This window comes from Streptomyces sp. NPDC005408 (assembly GCF_040606445.1).
Taxonomy (GTDB): Bacteria; Actinomycetota; Actinomycetes; order Streptomycetales; family Streptomycetaceae; genus Streptomyces.
Map to the genome: position 1 here is coordinate 233,305 of NZ_JBEXEX010000004.1, position 18,672 is coordinate 251,976.

Sequence of the window (18,672 nt, forward strand, 5' to 3'; positions counted from 1 at the left end):
TATGTTCCAGAAGACTCCGGGAGGAGCTAGTTCTTCTGGATCTGGTCGAAGCTCAGCTCGACCGGGGTCTCGCGACCGAAGATCTCGACAAGGCCCTTGACCTTCTTCGAGTCGGCGTTGATCTCGTTGATCGTCGCCTGCAGCGTCGCGAACGGGCCGTCGGTGACGGTGACCGAGTCGCCGACCTCGAAGTCCAGCACCTGGACCTCGACCTTGCGGGCGGGAGCCGGCTTGCCCTCGGCCTCGGCGGCCTCGCGGGCGGCCTTCTCCTCGGCCTCCGGGGCGAGCATCTTGACGATCTCGTCCAGGGTCAGCGGGTACGGGTCGTAGGCGTTGCCCACGAAGCCGGTGACACCGGGGGTGTTGCGGACGACGCCCCAGGACTCGTTCGTCAGGTCCATGCGGACCAGGACGTACCCGGGAAGCTTGTTCTGGCGGACGTTCTTGCGCTCGCCGTTCTTGATCTGGACGATCTCTTCCTCGGGCACTTCGGCCTGGTAGATGAAGTCCTCGACGTTCAGTGAGACGGCGCGCTGCTCAAGGTTGGCCTTCACGCGCTTCTCGTAACCGGCGTACGTGTGGATGACGTACCACTCGCCGGGCAGGCCGCGCAGTTCGTCGCGGAGCGCGGCGACGGGGTCGACCGGGGCAGCGGGCTCTTCCTCCGCGACGTCGGCGGCCTCTTCAGCGTCGGCGTCAACATCGGCGGCCTCTTCAGCGTCGGCGGCCTCTTCGGCGTCCTCGACGGCGGCTGCGGCGGCCTCGTCCTCGTCGACCTCGGCCACGGCGGTGGCCTCTTCCTCGACGTGCACCGCCGCCTGCTCGGCCGGCTCGCCGGCGGCGGAGTCGGCAGCCTCGGCCTGGTCCGGCTCCACAGCGTCCGCCGCCTCGACGATGTCGAGCTCGTCCTCCACGGACTCCGCCGACTCGATGGCGTCGTTCAGGTTCGGGTCAGACACGGTGGCTGCTTCTTCCTGGATACAGATGGGGTGGAACATGCGAAAGAGGCGCCGCTGCCGGCGCCCCCCGCGGGATCAGCCGAAGACGTACTTGACGGCTTCCTGGAACCCATAGTCAATCACGGTCACCAGACCAATCATGACGACTACGAAGACAATCACCACTGTGGTGTACGTCGTCAGCTGGTTCCGAGTGGGCCAGACGACCTTGCGCAGCTCGGCAATGATCTGTCGGTAGAAGAGCGCGAGACGGCCCAGGGGGCCCTTCTTGCCGCGCTTACCGCCCTTGCGGTTCTTCCTCTTCGACTCAGGCGCCTCGTCATCGGCATCAGGCATGTCGATGGAGCCCACGGCGTCCGTCACGATCTTTCACCTGATTCCGGGTCGTGGCCGCGCCGCGCCCGGTGGAGCCGCACGGCCGGTTCATTGAATGTACGTACATGCGCACACATCCTGGCGAAGGTGTGTGTAGCAGGGCCGGAGGGACTTGAACCCCCAACCGCTGGTTTTGGAGACCAGTGCTCTACCAATTGAGCTACGACCCTTTGTGGTTTCCCCAACCTACCCCATCCGAAGACGTGGTTGGTGAGGGCCAACGAGCAGTGAGTGTACGTGTTCGCAGGCCCTGCGTCGAACAGATAGCTCCCGACTGCTTCCGGTCCGCTACTCGAAACAGGTGTGCCGTGCGGGATTGCCGTCTGGGACGATGGGCCCATGAGCGCTGCAACCTCTCCCACCGAGCGCCGGGTCTCCGCGCGCATCGGCGCGATCTCCGAGTCCGCGACCCTCGCCGTCGACGCCAAGGCCAAGGCCCTCAAGGCCGCCGGGCGCCCGGTGATCGGCTTCGGCGCGGGTGAACCGGACTTCCCGACACCCGACTACATCGTCGAGGCCGCGATCGAGGCCTGCAAGAACCCGAAGTACCACCGCTACACGCCGGCCGGCGGGCTCCCCGAGCTCAAGGCCGCCATCGCCGCCAAGACGCTGCGCGACTCCGGTTACGAGGTCGAGGCCGCGCAGGTCCTGGTCACCAACGGCGGCAAGCAGGCGATCTACGAGGCGTTCGCGGCGATCCTCGACCCGGGTGACGAGGTCATCGTCCCGGCGCCGTACTGGACCACCTACCCCGAGTCGATCCGCCTCGCGGGCGGTGTCCCGGTCGAGGTCGTGGCCGACGAGACGACCGGCTACCGGGTCTCCGTCGAGCAGTTGGAGGCGGCGCGCACGGAGCGTACGAAGGTCGTGCTCTTCGTCTCTCCGTCCAACCCGACGGGCGCGGTCTACAGCGAGGCCGACGCCGAGGCGATCGGGCGCTGGGCGCTCGAGCACGGGCTGTGGGTGCTGACGGACGAGATCTACGAGCACCTGGTGTACGGCGACGCGAAGTTCACCTCGCTGCCCGCGCTCGTGCCCGAGCTGCGCGACAAGTGCATCGTGGTCAACGGTGTTGCCAAGACCTATGCGATGACCGGCTGGCGCGTGGGGTGGATGATCGGCCCCAAGGACGTGATCAAGGCCGCGACCAACCTGCAGTCGCACGCCACCTCGAACGTGTCGAATGTGGCGCAGATCGCAGCGCTGGCCGCCGTCTCCGGTTCGCTGGACGCGGTCGCCGAGATGCGGACCGCCTTCGACCGCCGCCGGCAGACGATCGTGCGGATGCTCAACGAGATCGACGGCGTGCTGTGCCCGGAGCCCGAGGGCGCGTTCTACGCGTACCCCTCGGTGAAGGGTCTGCTGGGCAAGGAGATCCGCGGCAAGCGCCCGCAGACCTCGGTGGAGCTGGCGGCCCTGATCCTGGACGAGGCCGAGGTGGCGGTCGTACCGGGCGAGGCCTTCGGTACGCCGGGCTATCTGCGGCTTTCGTACGCGCTGGGCGACGAGGACCTGGTCGAGGGCGTGTCGCGGCTCCAGAAGCTGCTGGCCGAGGCGCGCGACTGACGTCCTGAGGCAACGGAGCGCACCTACTCATATGAGTAGGTGCGCTCCGTTTCTTCGTTCGGGCAAGAACCCGATCGGGGAAAGCGGCTGTCCTCGGGCGGTGTGTTGCGGCAAGATCCTGGAATGGAGCGTGTACGTGACGTAGCCCTGCTGCCCAAGGCTCATCTGCATCTGCACTTCACAGGGTCGATGCGGCCCACCACCCTGCTTGAGCTCGCCGACAAGTACGGCGTTCATCTGCCCGATGCCCTGACCGGCGGCGAACCGCCCAAACTGCGGGCGACCGACGAGCGCGGCTGGTTCCGTTTCCAGCGGCTCTACGACATGGCGCGGTCCTGTCTGCGCTCTCCCGAGGACATCCAGCGGCTGGTGCGCGAGGCGGCCGAGGAGGATGTCCGGGACGGCTCGGGCTGGCTGGAAATACAGGTCGATCCGACTTCGTACGCCCCCATGCTGGGTGGCCTGATTCCGGCGCTGGAGATCATCCTGGACGCGGTGGAGCGCGCCGCGAGGGAGACCGGCCTCGGGATGCGGGTGCTCGTCGCCGCGAACCGTATGAAGCACCCGCTGGACGCCCGGACACTGGCGCGGCTCGCGGTGCGCTACGCGGACCGGGGGGTGGTCGGTTTCGGCCTCTCCAACGACGAACGCCGGGGCATGGCACGGGACTTCGACCGCGCCTTCTCGATCGCGCGGGAGGGCGGACTGCTGGCGGCGCCGCACGGCGGCGAGCTGACCGGTCCCGCGTCCGTACGGGACTGCCTGGACGATCTGCACGCCTCACGGATCGGCCACGGGGTGCGGGCGGCGGAGGACCCCCGGCTGCTGCGGAAGCTGGCGGAGCGCGGGGTGACCTGCGAGGTGTGTCCCTCGTCGAATGTGGCGCTGGGCGTGTACGAGAAGCCCGCCGATGTGCCGCTGCGCACGCTGTACGACGCGGGGGTGCCGATGGCGCTCGGGGCGGACGACCCGCTGCTCTTCGGCTCCCGGCTGGCAGCCCAGTACGAACTGGCGCGCAGGCACCATGGCTTCACGGACGCCGAACTGGCCGAGCTGGCACGCCAGTCGGTGCGGGCGTCGGCGGCTCCGGGCGAGGTGAAGGACAAGCTGCTGGCGGGGGTCGACGACTGGCTGGCTACTGGCTGATTCCGCGCAGCAGGGTGCGGGCGATGCCCGCGGCGAACTCGTCGAGGGGCTGTGGGGGCTTGCGGCCCTCCGTCATCTCGTAGGCGAAGGCACGCTGGGCGCAGGCGCCGAGGAGCAGTGAGGCGGCCGAGTAGGTGTCCGCCTCGGCGCTGATGCGGCCTGCCTGCTTCTCGGCGCGCAGATAGGCGTCCAGGCCCTGGATCGGCCTGTGCGGTCCTGCGCCCATCTCACGCATCGCCTCCTCATGGCGGCGCTTGAGCTGTGGCTCGGCGTAGAGCGAGGCGGCGATCGGGAAGGTCTGCTCGTAGAAGAGCGCGGCCTCGCGGGCGATCGCTGTGAGGTTCTCCTCCACGGGACGCTCCCCCGGCTCGGCGGTGAGGCTGGTGAGCAGGGGGCTCAGCCGGGGCAGTCGCTCGTTCAGGACGGTGACGAACAGTTCCTCCTTGCTCGCGAAGTTCTTGTAGAGCGCGGCCTCGGAGCAGCCTGCCGCCTTGGCAATCTCCTTGGTGGTGGTGCGGGCGAGGCCGAGGGTGAGCATGAGCTCGTGGGCGGCGTCGACGATGCGGGCGCGAGCCGGTTTCTGCATGGATCCTCCGACGGGACTTGACGAGTGAGTGAGTACTTACCCACTCTAGAGGTGAGTGAATACTTACCCACCCGAGGAGGGTGCGCCATGAAGCTCACAGTTTTCGGTGCGACCGGCGGAATCGGTCAGGAGATCGTCACGCAGGCGCTGGCGGCCGGCCACGAGGTGACGGCGGTCGTGCGCGATCCCGCCCGGTTCACCCTCACGGGTCCCGGCCTGCAGGTGTTCCGCGCGGACCTGAAGGAGGGCGAATCGCTGCGGGAGGCGGTTGCCGGGCGTGACGCGGTCCTTTCGGGTCTTGGTGCACGCAAGCGCGCGGATGCCGGGGTTGCGGCGAAGCTGACGCGCTCGGTGCTCTGGGCGATGGAGGCGGAGGGGACGCGCCGGCTGCTGGTGGTGAGCGCGGGCCCCCTCGGCCCGGTGCCCGAGCGCCAGCCGCTGCTGGACCGCACGATGCTGGCGGTGATCAACACCTTGCTGAAGCCTGTGTACGACGACCTCCGTTCCATGGAGGAGGAGCTGGCGCTCAGCACGACGGACTGGACTTCGGTACGCCCGCCGCGACTGCTGAACAAGCCGCTGACGGGCTCGTACCGGAGGACCGTGGGCGGCAATCCGCGCAGCGGCAGGACGATCGGCCGTGCGGATGTGGCACACGCGATGCTGGCGATGGTCGAGGACTCGGTGACGGTCAAGCAGGGAGTCGGGGTGGCGTACTAGGTCCTGTCCGGTCGATCAGGCCGGATCAGTGAGCGGGTCTGGCGATGGGGGCACCTCCGTGCCCGAAGGGCTACGGGGGAGCATCGCAAGGCATGAGGATGGGGGTCCCCCCGCCGAAGGCAGGGGGAGAGCCGACGCGGAGCGTCGGCGACTGACGACAACGCTGCGTGGGGGCACCTCCCGTGCCCGAAGGGCTACGGGGGAGTGCCGTGCCAGGGCACGCGAGCCCGGCAAGACCGGCCGGACAGGATCTAGGCGCGGAGCAATGAGTCCGCGGAGTGCGCCGGGGGCTCAGCCGCACTCGCCGCCCTTGTGGTCCACCAGGTAGTAGTTGATCTTCCAGCTCTTCTTGGGCTGGGGGATCTCAAGGACGGCGGTGGTCCCGGACACCTGGGTCATGTACGCCGCGAGCGGCTTTCCGTCCACCCAGTCCACGCGGACGCCGGACGACCACTTCTCGTCGGCCTTCCACCACTTGCCGCCGAAGGCGGCGTACTGCATCTCGCACTCCTTGGTCATGGAGTACGGATACCTGGCGCCTATGCGCGGGTTCTTCGGACCCATCGGATAGGCGGGCTCGTCGGACAGCTCCCGCTTCGGCTCCTTGTCTATGCAGGGCACCTTTCCGGACACGGGGTGGAAGGTCAGCCCGGGCAGCTGGGATTCGGCGGTCTCGAAGAGAGCGGTGTCCGGGCCGGTCAGGGTCATGTATCCGCTGTGTCGGTCGGCACCGGGCGCCCACCTGATCGTGTACTGCACCCCATCACCGCCGGCCTCCCAGGTGCGGCCGCCGAAGACGGCGTACTGCAGATCACAGACCTGGGACAGGTCGTACCGGTACCTGACCCGCTCCTCGGGCCTGGCGGGCCCGGTCGCCAGCGGGCCCCCCTTCGGCGACGAAGGGCTCTCGGTCCCCTTGCTCACCACTCGATCCGACGCGCGGTCGCCGGAGGTGAGCCGCAGGCCGAACCCGGTGCCACCCGCGACCAGCACCACCGCACAGCAGGCCACCGTCGCGCGGCGGCGGGCCCGAGCCCGGCGGCCCTTCGCCAGGAATGCCTCCACCGCCGTCAGGCTTCCGGTCGGGCCGTCCCCCTCGGCCAGGTCCTTCAGGCCCCGCCTCAGCACCTCTTCCTCATCGCTCACCGCGTGCCCCTTCCCGCATAGCCGGCCAGCGCACCCGCAGCACGCAGCCGCTCCAAGGCCCTGTTGGTACGGCTCTTGACCGTCCCGGGCGAACAGCCGAGCAGCTCGGCCGTCTGTTCCACCGACAGGTCCTCGTAGAAGCGGAGCACCACCACAGCGCGCTGGGCACGGGGCAGGGCTGCGAGCGCGCGGCCCAGTTCGAGCCTCGCCTCCGCGCTCCCGGCCATGTCGTGACCGTCACCCGCGCTCTCCGCTCCGGGGTGGACGACTTCGGTGTGCCAGCGGCGCCGACGCCAGGTCGCATAGAGATTGACGACGACCTTCCGGGCGTACGCCTGAGGCGAGTCCCAGCCGGACGAGCGTCCCCAGTGCGTATAGACCCGTATCAGCGCGGCCTGCACGAGGTCTTCGGCCGTGTGCGGGTCACCCGTCAGCAGACGGGCGGTCCGCAGCAGCGACACATGTGACGCCGTCACGAATTCCGCGAATTCCGAATCGCGAGCCGAGCCGCCCTGACGCACCGGCGCTCCCCCCGAGCGGTGTGTGGTCCGAAGACCCTGTCACTCACTCGACAACCTGGGGAACCCGGCAGGTTCCATCGGCTTTCGCGGACTGCCGATGGAACTGCCTGCTATGGCACTGCCTGCTGCAGACTCAGACCTTTACAGACTGACGCCGACCGTCACCGGCTCGTTGACCAGCGTGACGCCGAATGCCTCGCGCACCCCCGCCACGACCTCGCGGGCCAGCGCCAGCAGGTCCTCGGTCGTGGCCTCGCCGCGGTTGGTGAGCGCGAGCGTGTGCTTGGTGGAGATACGGGCCGGACCGTTGCCGTACCCCTTGGTGAAACCGGCCTTGTCGATCAGCCAGGCCGCAGAGGTCTTGGTGCGCCCCTCCCCCGCCGGGAAGGCGGGCGGCGCGACGTCGGGACCGAGCCGGTCGTGGACCCGGGCGAGGAAGTTCTCGTACGCGGCCTGCTCCAGGATCGGATTGGTGAAGAACGAGCCCGCCGACCAGGTGTCGTGGTCCTCAGGGTCCAGCACCATGCCCTTCCCGGCGCGCAGCTTCAGCACGGTCTCCCGGGCCGCGGCCGCCGGGACTCGGTCGCCCGCCTCGACGCCGAGGGCGCGCGCCGTCTCGGCGTACTTGAGGGGTGCCGACAGACCCCCCGCGTCCTCCAGCTCGAAGCGGACCCGCAGGACGACATAGCGCTCGGGGTCCTGCTTGAAGCGGCTGTGGCGGTAGGAGAAGGCGCACTCGGCGTTCGGGACGGTGACCGTCTCGCCGGTGCGGCGGTCGTAGGCGACGACCTCGGTGATGGTGCTGGAGACTTCCTGGCCGTACGCGCCGACGTTCTGGATCGGCGTGGCACCGGCAGAGCCGGGGATGCCGGCCAGGCACTCGATGCCCGCGAGGCCCGCCTCCACGGTGCGCGCGACGGCGTCCGTCCAGACCTCGCCGGCCGCCAACTCCAGCGTGGTCCCGGACAGTTCGAAACCGCGGGTGGCGATGCGCAGCGCGGTGCCGTCGAAGCCCTTGTCACCGATGACCAGGTTGCTGCCGCCGCCGATGATCAGCAGCGGGGTGCCAGCGGCATCCGCATCGCGTACGACAGCGATCACCTCGTCGTCGGTGGTCGCCGTGACGAGGCGGGTCGCGGGGCCGCCGAGCCGGAAGGTGGTCAGGGGGGCGAGGGGGGCGTCGTGGAGTTCCTGCACGGGGACAAGGGTACGGTCCGTGGCTCCACCGCTCGGGCGGGGCCACGGACCGGATGCGTACACCTCTGTCGTACGGGTCACACAAGGACGGATCACACGGCGACGGGTGCGGGCGTCTCGACGGCCTCGGAGATGACCGGGGCGTCCGCCGGGGTCGTGTGGCGGCGGCCCGGGATCAGCAGGGCGATCAGCGCCGCGACTGCCACCGCGCCCGCGCCGATCCACAGTGCCGGGACGGTGCCGTCGGTGAAGGCCTGGGGGGACTCGTAGCTGCCCTGGGCGGCGAAGACCGCACCCAGAACCGCGATACCGAGCGCTCCGCCGACCTCGCGCAGGGCGTTGTTGGCGCCGGATGCGATGCCCTGCTCGGCCGGGCTGACGCTGGACATGACCACGCTGGCCGCGGGGGCGAAGTACAGCGCCATGCCGACGCCGCCGAGGATCAGACCGGGCAGCTGCGCCGAGTACGACACACCCGGCTCAAGGACCAGGGCGAAGAGCGCGAGCCCCACGGCCTGCAGAGCGAGGCCCGTGGCGACGACCGGGCGGCCGCCGATCCTGTCCGAGAGGATGCCCGCGATGGGCGCGACGATCAGCGGCATACCGGTCCAGGGGAGCATCCGCAGCCCCGCCTCGGTGGGCGAGTACCCGGCGACTCCCTGCATGAACTGGCTCAGCAGGAAGATCGAGCCGAACATCCCCAGGAACATCAGCAGGCTCGCGGCATTGATGCCGAAGAAGGCGCGCTGCCGGAACAGCCGCATCGGCAGCATGGGGTTCTTGCTGGTCAGACCGTGGCGTACGAAGGCAATCAGGAGCAGTGTGCCCACGATCAGACCGGCCAGGATCGGGGTGCTGGACCAGCCGTCGGCCTGGCCGTTGACCAGGGCGTAGACGATTCCGAAGAGGCCGCCGCTGACGAGCAGGGTGCCGGGGATGTCGAGCCGGGCGTTGGGGGCGTACGACTCGTCCAGGCGCAGCCGGGCCAGCGGCAGCAGGGCCAGGCCGATCGGGACGTTCAGCCAGAAGATCCACTGCCAGGAGATGTGCTCGGTCAGGCTGCCGCCGATGAGCGGTCCGCTGGCGACGGCGAGGCCGGTGACAGCGCTGAAGATGCCGAGGGCCGCGCCGCGGCGGGCCACGGGGACGGCCGCTGTGAGCAGGGTCAGGGTGAGCGGCATCATGATTGCGGCGCCGACGCCCTGGACGGCGCGGGCCGCGATGAGGGCGTCGATGCCGGGCGCGAGGGCCGCCGCGGCGGATGCGCCGGTGAAGACGGCCAGACCCGCTATGAACAGCCTGCGGCGGCCGAAACGGTCGCCGAGCGCGGCACCGAACATCAGCAGGACGGCGAAGGTGAGGGTGTACGCGCTCACCGTCCACTCCAGGTCCTCCAGCGCGCCTCCGAGATCCTTGCGGATGGAGGGGAGGGCGGTGGTCACGACGAGGTTGTCGAGAGCCGCCATGAAACCGGCGACGCTGGTGATGACGAGTGCCCAGGCGGCGCTGCCGCGGCGGGCCGTGCTCTGTTCCATGACGTTTCCCCTGATGTTAGTTATCGATGACTAACTTTCGTGGGCAGAGAAGTGCGCGCACAGATGAAAGCGCGAGGCCCTACTCCGCTACCGGAATCTTGGACATGTCGAAGGCCGACCAGACCCGATGCCTCTTCGGGAAGCCCAGCGAGGCAAGGACGTTGATGAGCATCCCGTAGGAGAGGAAGTACGTGGTCTCCTGCACATCGGCGCCGAGCGCCAGATGGGAGAAGTCCCACAGCTTCTCCCATTCGGCCCGGATCGCCTCGCCGAACTCATGGTCCCCGGCCGCCTCGGCCGAGGCCACGGCCACGTACACCTGCATCTGCATGAGCAGCTTGTCGGGGTCGTCGGCCAGAAGCTTCTTGTACGCGGTACCCATCGCCAAGTGCACCTCTTCAGGCGGCACATCACGCGCGGCGTCGGCCATCGCCTGGCGGGTCTGCTCCAGGCAGCGGGTCGCCGCCGCGAGGAAGAGCTCCTGCTTGTTCTTGAAAAGCCGGAAGAGATACGGCTGCGATACGCCGACCCGCTTGGCGATCGCCTCGGTGGAGGTCCCGTCGTAACCGCCGCGCGCGAACTCGGTGACCGCGGCATGGATAACGCTCTCGCGTCGCTCTGCTGCACTCATCCTGGCCATATGACTAAGTTAGTGGCCAATCACTAACGAAGTCAAGAGAGGCCGACAGGACGACGTAAGGGGCACCCGCAGGGAGGGGTGCCCCTTACTCATCGCCGTATCGCCGGGACTCGCCGCCCGGGCGGGACTCTCAGGCGAGCTGCACCACCGCGCGGGACATGCTCAGCACCTTCTGCCCCTCGCTCATCACCGTCACGTCGACCTGTACGCGGTTGTCGTCCAGCTTGGCCGCGACCTTGCCGCTGACCTCGATCAGCGCGCCCTTCTCATCGTTCGGCACGACGACGGGCTTGGTGAAGCGGACGCCGTACTCGACGACCGCGCCAGGGTCGCCCACCCAGTCGGTCACCACACGGACCGCCTCGGCCATCGTGAACATGCCGTGCGCGATCACATCGGGAAGCCCTACCTCCGTGGCGAACTTCTCGTTCCAGTGGATCGGATTGAAGTCCCCCGAGGCGCCGGCGTACTGCACCAGCGTCGCCCGCGTCACCGGAAAGCTCTGCGCCGGAAGCTCAGTGCCGACCTCGACGTCCGCGTAAGAGATCTTCGCCGTCATCACGCCTCCTCGGCGGCGCGCGCCACCAGCTTGGTCCACGCGGTCACGACATGCGCGCCGGCCTCGTCGTGCACCTCGCCGCGGATGTCCAGGACGTCGTTGCCCGCAAGGGACTTGATGGACTCGATCGTCGAGGTGACGATGAGCCGGTCCCCCGCGCCGACCGGCCGGGTGTACGCGAACTTCTGCTCGCGGTGCACCACGCGGTCGTAGTCCAGTCCCAACTGCGGGTCCTGAGTGACCTGTTCAGCCGCCTTGAAAGTGATCGCAAAAGCGAAAGTCGGCGGCGCGATCACATCGGAGTGGCCGAGCGCCTTGGCGGCATCCGGGTCGGTGTACGCGGGATTGGCGTCGCCCACAGCCTCGGCGAACTCGCGGATCTTTTCCCGGCCTACCTCATAAGGCGAGGTGGGCGGATATGTCCGCCCCACGAAGGACTGGTCGAGCGCCATGGACTGGCTCCCTCCTGACAGTTGGACCTCAACAAATGACACGAGGCCGCCCCCGAGTCGGGGGCGGCCTCGTATACGAGCCTGATTAGCGCGTTTCGCGGTGCGCCGTGTGCGAGTTGCAGCGCGGGCAGTGCTTCTTCATCTCAAGACGGTCCGGGTTGTTACGCCGGTTCTTCTTGGTGATGTAGTTCCGCTCCTTGCACTCCACGCAGGCCAGCGTGATCTTCGGGCGGACGTCGGTGGCAGCCACGTGAGTGCTCCTTGGACGGACGGTTGACGGATGAACGCATAAAAGAGTAGCCGATCGGAGGACCGACCCCACAATCGGCTACTGTGTGTAGCGGTGACCGGACTTGAACCGGTGACACAGCGATTATGAGCCGCTTGCTCTACCGACTGAGCTACACCGCTGCGATACCGGATCTCCTCACCCGAGGGTGAGGATCCCCGACATCAGAGCCCCAATACGGAATCGAACCGTAGACCTTCTCCTTACCATGGAGACGCTCTACCGACTGAGCTATTGGGGCGAGCGATGAAGACATTACACGGTCGGTCGCCGATCGCCCAAATCCGTTTCGGCGCCCGCCGCACGGCCTGAGCCCCGCCCGTCCCGTACGCCACTCGTGGCCACACCGGTACGACTATTGCGCTCCTCCTCGAAGCGCGCTCGGCACCCCCTAGGCTCGACCCACGCCGCGTGATCTTGCCCTCGTGATCCTGTTTTCCATCACGCCGCCCGAGCCCACCGCCCCACACAGGAGCGCGATGCCCGACAGCCAGCCGCAGCCACCCGACGGCGCCACGGCGGACACCACCGCGCTGCTGCTCTGCGGCGCCCGGCTCACGGACGGCCGCACCGTCGACGTACGGCTCAGCGGCGGCCGCATCGAGGCGGTCGGCACCGCGGGCAGCCTCACCCCGCACTGCACCCGGGTCGACCTGAGCGGGTATCTGCTGCTGCCCGCCCCGGCCGAACCGCACACCCATGGGGACACGGCGCTGACCGCCGACTGCCCCGGACCCGTTTCGTACGACACCGAGGACGTCCAGCGGCGTGCCACCGAGGCCGCCCTGCTGCAGCTGGGACACGGGGCGACGGCGCTGCGCTCGCACGTACGGATCGGGGATGTGCAGGGGCTCGGTCCGCTGGAGGCGGTGCTGCAGGCGCGGCGCTCGCTGCGCGGGCTCGCGGATCTGACGGCTGTGGCCGTGCCCAGACTGCTCACGGGCGTCGCGGGGGCCGACGGCCTTGCGATGCTGCGGGACGCGGTGAAGATGGGCGCCGGGGTGGTGGGTGGCTGCCCGGACGCCGACCCCGATCCGACCGGATACGCGGAAGCCGTCCTCGAGGTCGCGGCCGAGCACGGCTGCCCTGTCGATCTGCACACCCACGGCGACGATCCGGCCCGGCTCGCCCGGCTGGCGGCGATGGCGGGCGGGCTGCGGCCCGGCGTTGTGATCGGGCCGTGCGCGGGGCTCGCACGGCTTCCGCGCGATGTGGCGTCGAGGGCGGCCGACCAGCTGGCCGCGGCCGGGGTCACGGTGGTGTCCGTGCCGCAGGGCGGCTGCGGGGCCGTCGAACAGCGGGGCAACGCGCCGGTGCGCCTGCTGCGCGCCGCCGGGGTGCGGGTCGCGGCGGGCAGTGGGGCGCTGCGGGACGTCTCGAATCCGGTGGGCCGCGGCGATCCGCTGGAGGCCGCATATCTGCTGGCCTCGCAGGGTGGGATGCCGGCGCGCGACGCGTACGGGGCGGTGGCGGGGGCCGCGCGGCAGGCGATGGGGCTGCCCGAGGTACGGGTGGAGGCGGGCTTCCCGGCGGAGCTGCTCGCGGTGCGCGGCGAGCGGATCTCGGGGGTGCTTTCGCTGGGGTACAGCCGGATCGTGATTCACCGCGGACGGGTGGTGGCCCGGACGAGCGCGGTACGGGAGTACTGCGACTCGGCGGCCGCGGTCGCGCTCGAACTGCCGCGGCAGGGGCGGCCGGACACCTGCCCCTGACGTCTGCTTGACGTCGGAGAAGGCGTGTCCATGAGCGAGCTCGGCGCTTGGGACGTACCGTCGTAGTCATGCGCATTGTCATCGCTGGAGGACACGGTCAGATCGCACTCCGCCTGGAGCGGCTGCTCTCGGCGGGCGGGCATGAGGTCGCGGGCATCATCCGCAGAGCGGAACAGGGTGACGACCTGCGCGAGGCCGGTGCCGAACCGGTCCTGCTCGACCTGGAGTCGGCCTCGGTGGAGGAGGTCGCCGCGGTGCTTCAGGGCGCCGGCGCCGCCGTCTTCGCGGCGGGCGCGGGCCCGTCCAGCGGCACGGCACGCAAGGACACGGTGGACCGGGGCGCGGCGGTGCTGTTCGCGGACGCCGCGGAACGGGCAGGCGTACGGCGGTACATCGTGGTTTCGTCGATGGGCGCGGACGCGCAGCACCCGGGCGACGGCGAGTTCGACGTCTACTTGCGGGCGAAGGGCGCGGCGGACGACGACGTACGGTCCCGGACGGGCCTCGACTGGACGATTCTGCGGCCGGGCACGCTGACGAACGACGCGGGCACCGGTCTCGTACAGCTGAAGGCGAAGACGGGCCGCGGGACTGTGCCACGGGACGATGTGGCGGCGGTGCTCGCGGAGTTCGTTGAGACACCGGGCACGGCGGGGCTGACGCTGGAGCTGATCAGCGGCTCGGTACCGGTGACCGTCGCAGTGAAGGACATCGCCGGAAACTGAACCCACGGCGAACCGCCGAATCGCTCGGTCGATGAGTTTCCGTTCTCCATACAGTCTTTGAAGCCATGAGGGAACACATGCCTGAGATTCACCCGACGGTCGTGGAGCGCGAAGAGCGGCTCTACGCCTTCATCCGCGGATCCGTACGGATGGACGCCTTCGCTGCGATCGCGGACCGGCTGCCGGAACTGTTCGGCTGGCTGACCGGGCGCGGCGCGGAACTCGCCGGCGCCCCCTTCTTCCGCTTCAACAGCATCGACATGGAAGCGGAGTCGGAGGTCGAGGCGGGCGTGCCCGTCGCGTCCATGCCGGAACCCGAAGGCGATATCGGAGTCGCCGTGCTGCCCCCGGGCCGCTACGTGACGGTCACCCATGTCGGCCACCCCGACCAGCTGTTCGGGGTGATCACGGCGGTACGCGAGTGGGCGGACCGGGAGGACCTGGAGTGGGACATGACGGTCGTCGACGGCGCCGAGCGCTGGGGCTGCCGTCTGGAGTCGTATCTGACCGACCCCCGCGTCGAGCCGGACCCGTCCAAATGGGAGATCGAGCTGGCGTTCCGGCTTGCGGACTGAGGGGTGGACCTGGCGGCCGTCCGCGCCGAGGGGATGTGTGCGGCGGGCGCGGGCGCGGCGCATACGACGATGGCCCCCGGTCCGCGTTTCCGCAGATCGGGGGCCATCATCATCACGTGGCGGCGCCAGGATTCGAACCTGGGTAGGCAGAGCCGACGGATTTACAGTCCGTTCCCATTGGCCACTCGGGCACACCGCCATGGGATATCGCCGAAAGAGTGACCGCTGTGGGGCGGCGCTCCGTGGCAACGACGTAAACGATACCTGATGCCCGGGGGTGGTTCGCCACCGGATTGATCAGCCCTCGGGGCCGGTGCGGGTGGCTAGGCTTGCGGGAGCGGTCCGGGGTCTTCCGGCCGCGCCTCCACGCACCCGATACAAGGAGCCACAGGACATGGCCGACTCCAGTTTCGACATCGTCTCGAAGGTCGAGCGGCAGGAGGTCGACAACGCCCTCAACCAGGCCGCGAAGGAGATCTCTCAGCGCTACGACTTCAAGAACGTCGGGGCTTCGATCGCCTGGTCCGGCGAGAAGATCCTTATGCAGGCCAACTCCGAGGAGCGGGTCGCCGCCATCCTCGACGTCTTCCAGACCAAGCTGGTCAAGCGCGGGATCTCGCTGAAGGCGCTGGACGCGGGCGAGCCCCAGCTGTCCGGCAAGGAGTACAAGATCTTCGCCTCGATCGAGGAAGGCATCTCCCAGGAGAACGCCAAGAAGGTCGCGAAGATCATCCGCGACGAGGGCCCGAAGGGCGTCAAGGCGCAGGTCCAGGGCGACGAGCTGCGGGTCAGCTCGAAGAGCCGGGACGACCTGCAGACCGTCCAGGCGCTGCTGAAGGGCCAGGACTTCGAGTTCGCGCTGCAGTTCGTGAACTACCGCTGATTCCGGCGTGGGCGCCGGGCAACCGGGGGCGGAGCGGCTCGGCCGCCCCGCCCCCGCCCCGTGCTGCTGGGGACCGGGGGAAGGCGGCGCCCGGCGTGATGTCCGAATACCGCCAGCTTCGGCGGAACGGGCGTCGCAGACTCGTAGGCGTGGGACGCAGGACACGCTGCGAGGAGAGGAACGAGCCATGACTGCCATGACCGCGAGGACGGTCTACACGACCATCGACAGCCCGCTGGGCGAACTGCTGCTGGTCGGCGAGGAGTCCGCCACGGCCAAGGGCGGCACCGCGCTTGCCTCACTCTCGCTACCCGGCCAGAAGGGAGCGGCCGTCGTCCGGGACGGGTGGCAGCGCGACCCCGCGGCCTTCAAGGAGATCAGCAGGCAGCTCGACGGGTACTTCGAGGGCCGGCTGACCCACTTCGAGATCGAGTACGTGGACGGCGGAAGCGATTTCCAGCGTCGGGTGTGGCAGGCGCTGGAGGAGATTCCGTACGGGGCTACGGCCACGTACGGACAGATCGCCGAACGGATCGGCACCTCGGCTGCGGGGGTGCGCGCCGTAGGGACCGCGATCGGGCGCAATCCGCTGCTCGTGGTGCGGCCGTGCCACCGGGTGATCGGGGCGGACGGCACACTGCGCGGGTACGCGGGCGGGCTGGAGCGCAAGGAGCGGCTCCTCGGACTCGAAGGCGTGCCGACGCCGTGAGGGGCGAGGCACTGTTCCCCAGGGAGCGGGCGGTGATCGCCCCGGGGGCGGTGCATGTGCCGGGGTGGCTGCCGGTGGAGCGACAGCGGGAACTGGTGGAGGCCTGCCGCGCCTGGGCGCGCGGCCCGGCGCCGATCCGGCACACGGTGCTGCCGGGCGGTGGCGAGATGTCCGTGCAGACCGTGTGCGTGGGGTGGCACTGGCAGCCGTACCGGTACAGCCGCACGGCGGACGATGTGAACGGCGCGAGGGTCGCCGAATTCCCCGACTGGCTGGTGGAGTTGGGCCGCTCGGCACTGGTCGCCGCGTACGGGCAGGACGAGGCGGATCAGACGTACACCCCCGACACCGCACTGATCAACTTTTATGACGGCACGGCGCGGATGGGGATGCATCAGGACAAGGAGGAACGCTCCGGCGCTCCCGTGGTGTCCCTGAGCATCGGCGACGGCTGTGTCTTCCGGTTCGGGAACACCGAGACGCGAAAGCAGCCCTACACGGATGTGGAGCTGGCCTCCGGGGACCTCTTCGTCTTCGGCGGACCCGCGCGCTTCGCCTACCACGGGGTGCCGAAGGTGTACCCGGGCACGGCCGACCCGGCCACGGGCATGAGCAGCGGACGGCTGAACATCACCCTGCGGGAGACCGGCCTGCCGGGCTGAGGGGCCCTGCGGGCGTCAGCGCGAGCGCGAGTGGCCGAACAGGATCCGGTAGATGATCAGCAGCACGAGCGAGCCGCCGATGGCCGAGGCCCAAGTGGCCCCGTCGTAGAACTCGTTGGTGATGGGCCTGTCCAGGTACCGGGCGGATATCCAGCCGCCGATGAACGCTCCGGCCACACCTATGAGCGTGGTGCCGATCAGGCCGCCCGGGTCTCGGCCCGGGAGCAGGATCTTGGCTATGGCGCCGGCGAGCAGCCCGAGAATGATCCAGCTGATGATGCCCATGCCGTGAACCTGCCTTTCGTACGGTGTTGCTCTGGAGGACGTAGGGGGACTGAGCGCGGTTGCGGAGATCAGTAGGGTCGTCACATGACACCGGAACTGCGGCGGTCCCTGGGAGTCTTCGATGCGGTCGTGATCGGGTTGGGGTCGATGATCGGGGCGGGCATCTTCGCGGCGCTCGGTCCCGCAGCCCGTGCCGCCGGGTCGGGCCTGCTGCTGGGGCTGGCACTGGCGGCCGTGATCGCGTACTGCAACGCCATGTCGTCGGCGCGGCTCGCCGCGCTCTATCCGGCTTCCGGCGGGACGTATGTGTACGGACGGGAGCGGCTCGGCGAGTTCTGGGGATATCTGGCGGGCTGGGCGTTCATCGTCGGGAAGACCGCTTCGTGCGCGGCGATGGCGTTGACGGTGGGCGCGTATGCCTGGCCGGACCAGGCGCACGCGGTGGCGGTCGCCGCGGTGGTGGCGCTGACTGCCGTGAACTACGGGGGCGTTCAGAAGTCGGCGTGGCTGACGCGGGCGATCGTGGCGGTGGTACTCGCGGTCCTGGCTGCAGTCGTGGTGGTCTCCCTCGGGTCGGACTCGGCGGACTTCGGGCGGCTGGATGTGGGCGCGGACGCATCGGCGGGCGGCGTGCTCCAGGCGGCGGGGCTGCTGTTCTTCGCGTTCGCGGGGTACGCCCGGATCGCCACGCTGGGCGAAGAGGTGAAGGATCCGGCTCGTACGATCCCGCGCGCCGTGCCGCTGGCGCTGGGCATCGCGCTGGTGGTCTATGTGTGCGTGGCGGTATCGGTCCTTTCTGTGCTGGGGGCCGGGGAGTTGGGCCGGGCGACGGCTCCGCTCGCCGATGCCGTACGGGCTGCGGGCGCCCAGTGGCTGGCGCCCGTGGTGCGGGTGGGGGCCGCGGTGGCGGCGCTCGGGTCTTTGCTCGCGCTGATTCTCGGCGTCTCGCGGACGACGCTGGCGATGGCCCGGGACGGTCATCTGCCGGGCGCGCTGGCCGCCGTGCACCCTCGCTTCCAGGTGCCGCACCGCGCTGAGCTCGCGGTGGGCGCTGTCGTCGCCGTGGTGGCGGCGACGGCGGATGTGCGCGGGGCGATCGGCTTTTCGTCGTTCGGAGTGCTGGTGTACTACGCCATTGCTAACGCCTCGGCGTGGACGCTCAGTTCCGACTCGGACCGGGATAGGCCCGTTCGGGTGACGGGGGCGGGGGCGATGACGGTGCGGGTGACCGCTGGCTGCGGGCTGGTGGGATGCCTCGTGCTGGCCTTCGCCCTCCCGGCCCTCTCCGTGGCGGCAGGCGCGGCGGTTCTGGCCGTCGGCGTGGTGGTGTATGCGGTGCGCCGACGGGCCTAGCGCGGACTCGTACTCGCCGAGGCCAAGCTGTCCGGCGCAGGTCGTCGGCGCAGGTCGTCGGCGCAGCTCACCGGCGC

The 18,672-nt window shown here is 69.4% G+C and carries 22 protein-coding genes and 4 tRNA genes; 10 read left to right on the forward strand and 16 right to left on the reverse strand.

Going from position 1 to position 18,672, the window contains the following annotated elements; all coding sequences use genetic code 11:
- Positions 1-26: 26 nt before the first annotated feature.
- The 3 genes from nusG to ABZS64_RS06490 form a co-directional block, all read right to left on the reverse strand.
- On the reverse strand, positions 27-959 hold the full coding sequence (nusG, locus tag ABZS64_RS06480; RefSeq protein ID WP_355823932.1) for a transcription termination/antitermination protein NusG: 933 nt from the start codon (positions 957-959) through the stop codon (positions 27-29).
- A 75-nt stretch (positions 960-1,034) separates the two neighbouring features.
- Positions 1,035-1,322, reverse strand: coding sequence for a preprotein translocase subunit SecE (gene secE, locus ABZS64_RS06485; RefSeq protein ID WP_355823935.1), 288 nt, complete (start codon positions 1,320-1,322; stop codon positions 1,035-1,037).
- Positions 1,323-1,431: 109 nt separating this feature from the next.
- Positions 1,432-1,504, reverse strand: a tRNA-Trp gene (locus ABZS64_RS06490).
- A 169-nt stretch (positions 1,505-1,673) separates the two neighbouring features.
- Between ABZS64_RS06490 and ABZS64_RS06495 the strand changes: the two genes are divergently transcribed.
- Positions 1,674-2,900 (forward strand): pyridoxal phosphate-dependent aminotransferase, encoded by a 1,227-nt coding sequence (locus ABZS64_RS06495; RefSeq protein WP_355823938.1) that lies wholly within the window; start codon positions 1,674-1,676, stop codon positions 2,898-2,900.
- Between the two features lie 123 nt (positions 2,901-3,023).
- Positions 3,024-4,046 carry an adenosine deaminase gene (locus ABZS64_RS06500; RefSeq protein ID WP_355823941.1) on the forward strand — a complete coding sequence of 341 codons (1,023 nt, stop codon included), beginning with the start codon at positions 3,024-3,026 and terminating at the stop codon, positions 4,044-4,046.
- On the opposite strand, the gene ABZS64_RS06505 is transcribed toward ABZS64_RS06500, so the two are convergent.
- Entirely contained in the window at positions 4,036-4,632 is a 597-nt protein-coding gene (locus ABZS64_RS06505) for a TetR/AcrR family transcriptional regulator (RefSeq protein WP_355823944.1), read from the reverse strand. The genes ABZS64_RS06500 and ABZS64_RS06505 overlap by 11 nt on opposite strands.
- 87 nt (positions 4,633-4,719) lie before the next feature.
- On the opposite strand from ABZS64_RS06505, the gene ABZS64_RS06510 reads away from it, so the two are divergent.
- Positions 4,720-5,352 (forward strand): NAD(P)H-binding protein, encoded by a 633-nt coding sequence (locus tag ABZS64_RS06510; RefSeq protein ID WP_355823947.1) that lies wholly within the window; start codon positions 4,720-4,722, stop codon positions 5,350-5,352.
- A gap of 291 nt (positions 5,353-5,643) precedes the next feature.
- Here ABZS64_RS06510 and ABZS64_RS06515 read toward each other — a convergent pair whose 3' ends face one another.
- From ABZS64_RS06515 to ABZS64_RS06560, 10 genes are all read right to left on the reverse strand, one after another.
- Positions 5,644-6,498 (reverse strand): hypothetical protein, encoded by an 855-nt coding sequence (locus tag ABZS64_RS06515; RefSeq protein ID WP_355823950.1) that lies wholly within the window; start codon positions 6,496-6,498, stop codon positions 5,644-5,646.
- Complete coding sequence (locus ABZS64_RS06520; protein WP_355823953.1) at positions 6,495-7,019, reverse strand: SigE family RNA polymerase sigma factor; 525 nt, start codon at positions 7,017-7,019, stop codon at positions 6,495-6,497. Before ABZS64_RS06520 ends, ABZS64_RS06515 begins: the two co-directional genes overlap by 4 nt.
- A gap of 141 nt (positions 7,020-7,160) precedes the next feature.
- Positions 7,161-8,216 carry a UDP-N-acetylmuramate dehydrogenase gene (locus ABZS64_RS06525; RefSeq protein ID WP_355823956.1) on the reverse strand — a complete coding sequence of 352 codons (1,056 nt, stop codon included), beginning with the start codon at positions 8,214-8,216 and terminating at the stop codon, positions 7,161-7,163.
- Between the two features lie 92 nt (positions 8,217-8,308).
- Positions 8,309-9,751 carry an MFS transporter gene (locus ABZS64_RS06530; RefSeq protein ID WP_355823959.1) on the reverse strand — a complete coding sequence of 481 codons (1,443 nt, stop codon included), beginning with the start codon at positions 9,749-9,751 and terminating at the stop codon, positions 8,309-8,311.
- 79 nt (positions 9,752-9,830) lie between these two features.
- Positions 9,831-10,391 carry a TetR/AcrR family transcriptional regulator gene (locus tag ABZS64_RS06535; protein ID WP_355823961.1) on the reverse strand — a complete coding sequence of 187 codons (561 nt, stop codon included), beginning with the start codon at positions 10,389-10,391 and terminating at the stop codon, positions 9,831-9,833.
- Positions 10,392-10,521: 130 nt separating this feature from the next.
- Positions 10,522-10,950 (reverse strand): MaoC family dehydratase, encoded by a 429-nt coding sequence (locus tag ABZS64_RS06540; protein WP_355823963.1) that lies wholly within the window; start codon positions 10,948-10,950, stop codon positions 10,522-10,524.
- A complete protein-coding gene (locus ABZS64_RS06545) occupies positions 10,950-11,402 on the reverse strand; it encodes a MaoC family dehydratase N-terminal domain-containing protein (protein ID WP_355823966.1) in 453 nt (150 codons plus the stop codon). Before ABZS64_RS06545 ends, ABZS64_RS06540 begins: the two co-directional genes overlap by 1 nt.
- A gap of 85 nt (positions 11,403-11,487) precedes the next feature.
- Complete coding sequence (rpmG, locus tag ABZS64_RS06550; protein ID WP_003956487.1) at positions 11,488-11,652, reverse strand: 50S ribosomal protein L33; 165 nt, start codon at positions 11,650-11,652, stop codon at positions 11,488-11,490.
- Positions 11,653-11,740: 88 nt separating this feature from the next.
- A tRNA-Met gene (locus ABZS64_RS06555) sits at positions 11,741-11,813 on the reverse strand.
- A 46-nt stretch (positions 11,814-11,859) separates the two neighbouring features.
- Positions 11,860-11,932, reverse strand: a tRNA-Thr gene (locus ABZS64_RS06560).
- 238 nt (positions 11,933-12,170) lie between these two features.
- Here ABZS64_RS06560 and ABZS64_RS06565 point away from each other — a divergent pair.
- From ABZS64_RS06565 to ABZS64_RS06575, 3 genes are all read left to right on the forward strand, one after another.
- Complete coding sequence (locus ABZS64_RS06565; protein ID WP_355823968.1) at positions 12,171-13,403, forward strand: amidohydrolase family protein; 1,233 nt, start codon at positions 12,171-12,173, stop codon at positions 13,401-13,403.
- 68 nt (positions 13,404-13,471) lie between these two features.
- Positions 13,472-14,128 (forward strand): SDR family oxidoreductase, encoded by a 657-nt coding sequence (locus ABZS64_RS06570; RefSeq protein WP_355823971.1) that lies wholly within the window; start codon positions 13,472-13,474, stop codon positions 14,126-14,128.
- Between the two features lie 77 nt (positions 14,129-14,205).
- Complete coding sequence (locus ABZS64_RS06575; RefSeq protein ID WP_355823974.1) at positions 14,206-14,703, forward strand: GyrI-like domain-containing protein; 498 nt, start codon at positions 14,206-14,208, stop codon at positions 14,701-14,703.
- 117 nt (positions 14,704-14,820) lie between these two features.
- On the opposite strand, the gene ABZS64_RS06580 is transcribed toward ABZS64_RS06575, so the two are convergent.
- Positions 14,821-14,902 (reverse strand) — tRNA-Tyr (locus ABZS64_RS06580).
- Between the two features lie 195 nt (positions 14,903-15,097).
- Between ABZS64_RS06580 and ABZS64_RS06585 the strand changes: the two genes are divergently transcribed.
- The 3 genes from ABZS64_RS06585 (at position 15,098) to ABZS64_RS06595 (ending at position 16,957) form a co-directional block, all read left to right on the forward strand.
- Positions 15,098-15,586, forward strand: coding sequence for a YajQ family cyclic di-GMP-binding protein (locus ABZS64_RS06585; RefSeq protein ID WP_355823976.1), 489 nt, complete (start codon positions 15,098-15,100; stop codon positions 15,584-15,586).
- 196 nt (positions 15,587-15,782) lie between these two features.
- On the forward strand, positions 15,783-16,295 hold the full coding sequence (locus ABZS64_RS06590; RefSeq protein ID WP_355824124.1) for a methylated-DNA--[protein]-cysteine S-methyltransferase: 513 nt from the start codon (positions 15,783-15,785) through the stop codon (positions 16,293-16,295).
- A 32-nt stretch (positions 16,296-16,327) separates the two neighbouring features.
- Entirely contained in the window at positions 16,328-16,957 is a 630-nt protein-coding gene (locus ABZS64_RS06595) for an alpha-ketoglutarate-dependent dioxygenase AlkB (protein ID WP_355823979.1), read from the forward strand.
- Between the two features lie 15 nt (positions 16,958-16,972).
- Here the strand turns inward: ABZS64_RS06595 and ABZS64_RS06600 are convergent, their stop codons facing one another.
- Positions 16,973-17,242: a GlsB/YeaQ/YmgE family stress response membrane protein gene (locus ABZS64_RS06600; RefSeq protein ID WP_355823982.1), complete on the reverse strand. Its 270-nt coding sequence runs from the start codon at positions 17,240-17,242 to the stop codon at positions 16,973-16,975.
- Between the two features lie 84 nt (positions 17,243-17,326).
- Here ABZS64_RS06600 and ABZS64_RS06605 point away from each other — a divergent pair, with 84 nt between their 5' ends.
- Positions 17,327-18,595: an amino acid permease gene (locus ABZS64_RS06605; protein ID WP_355823984.1), complete on the forward strand. Its 1,269-nt coding sequence runs from the start codon at positions 17,327-17,329 to the stop codon at positions 18,593-18,595.
- Positions 18,596-18,672 lie beyond the last annotated feature (77 nt).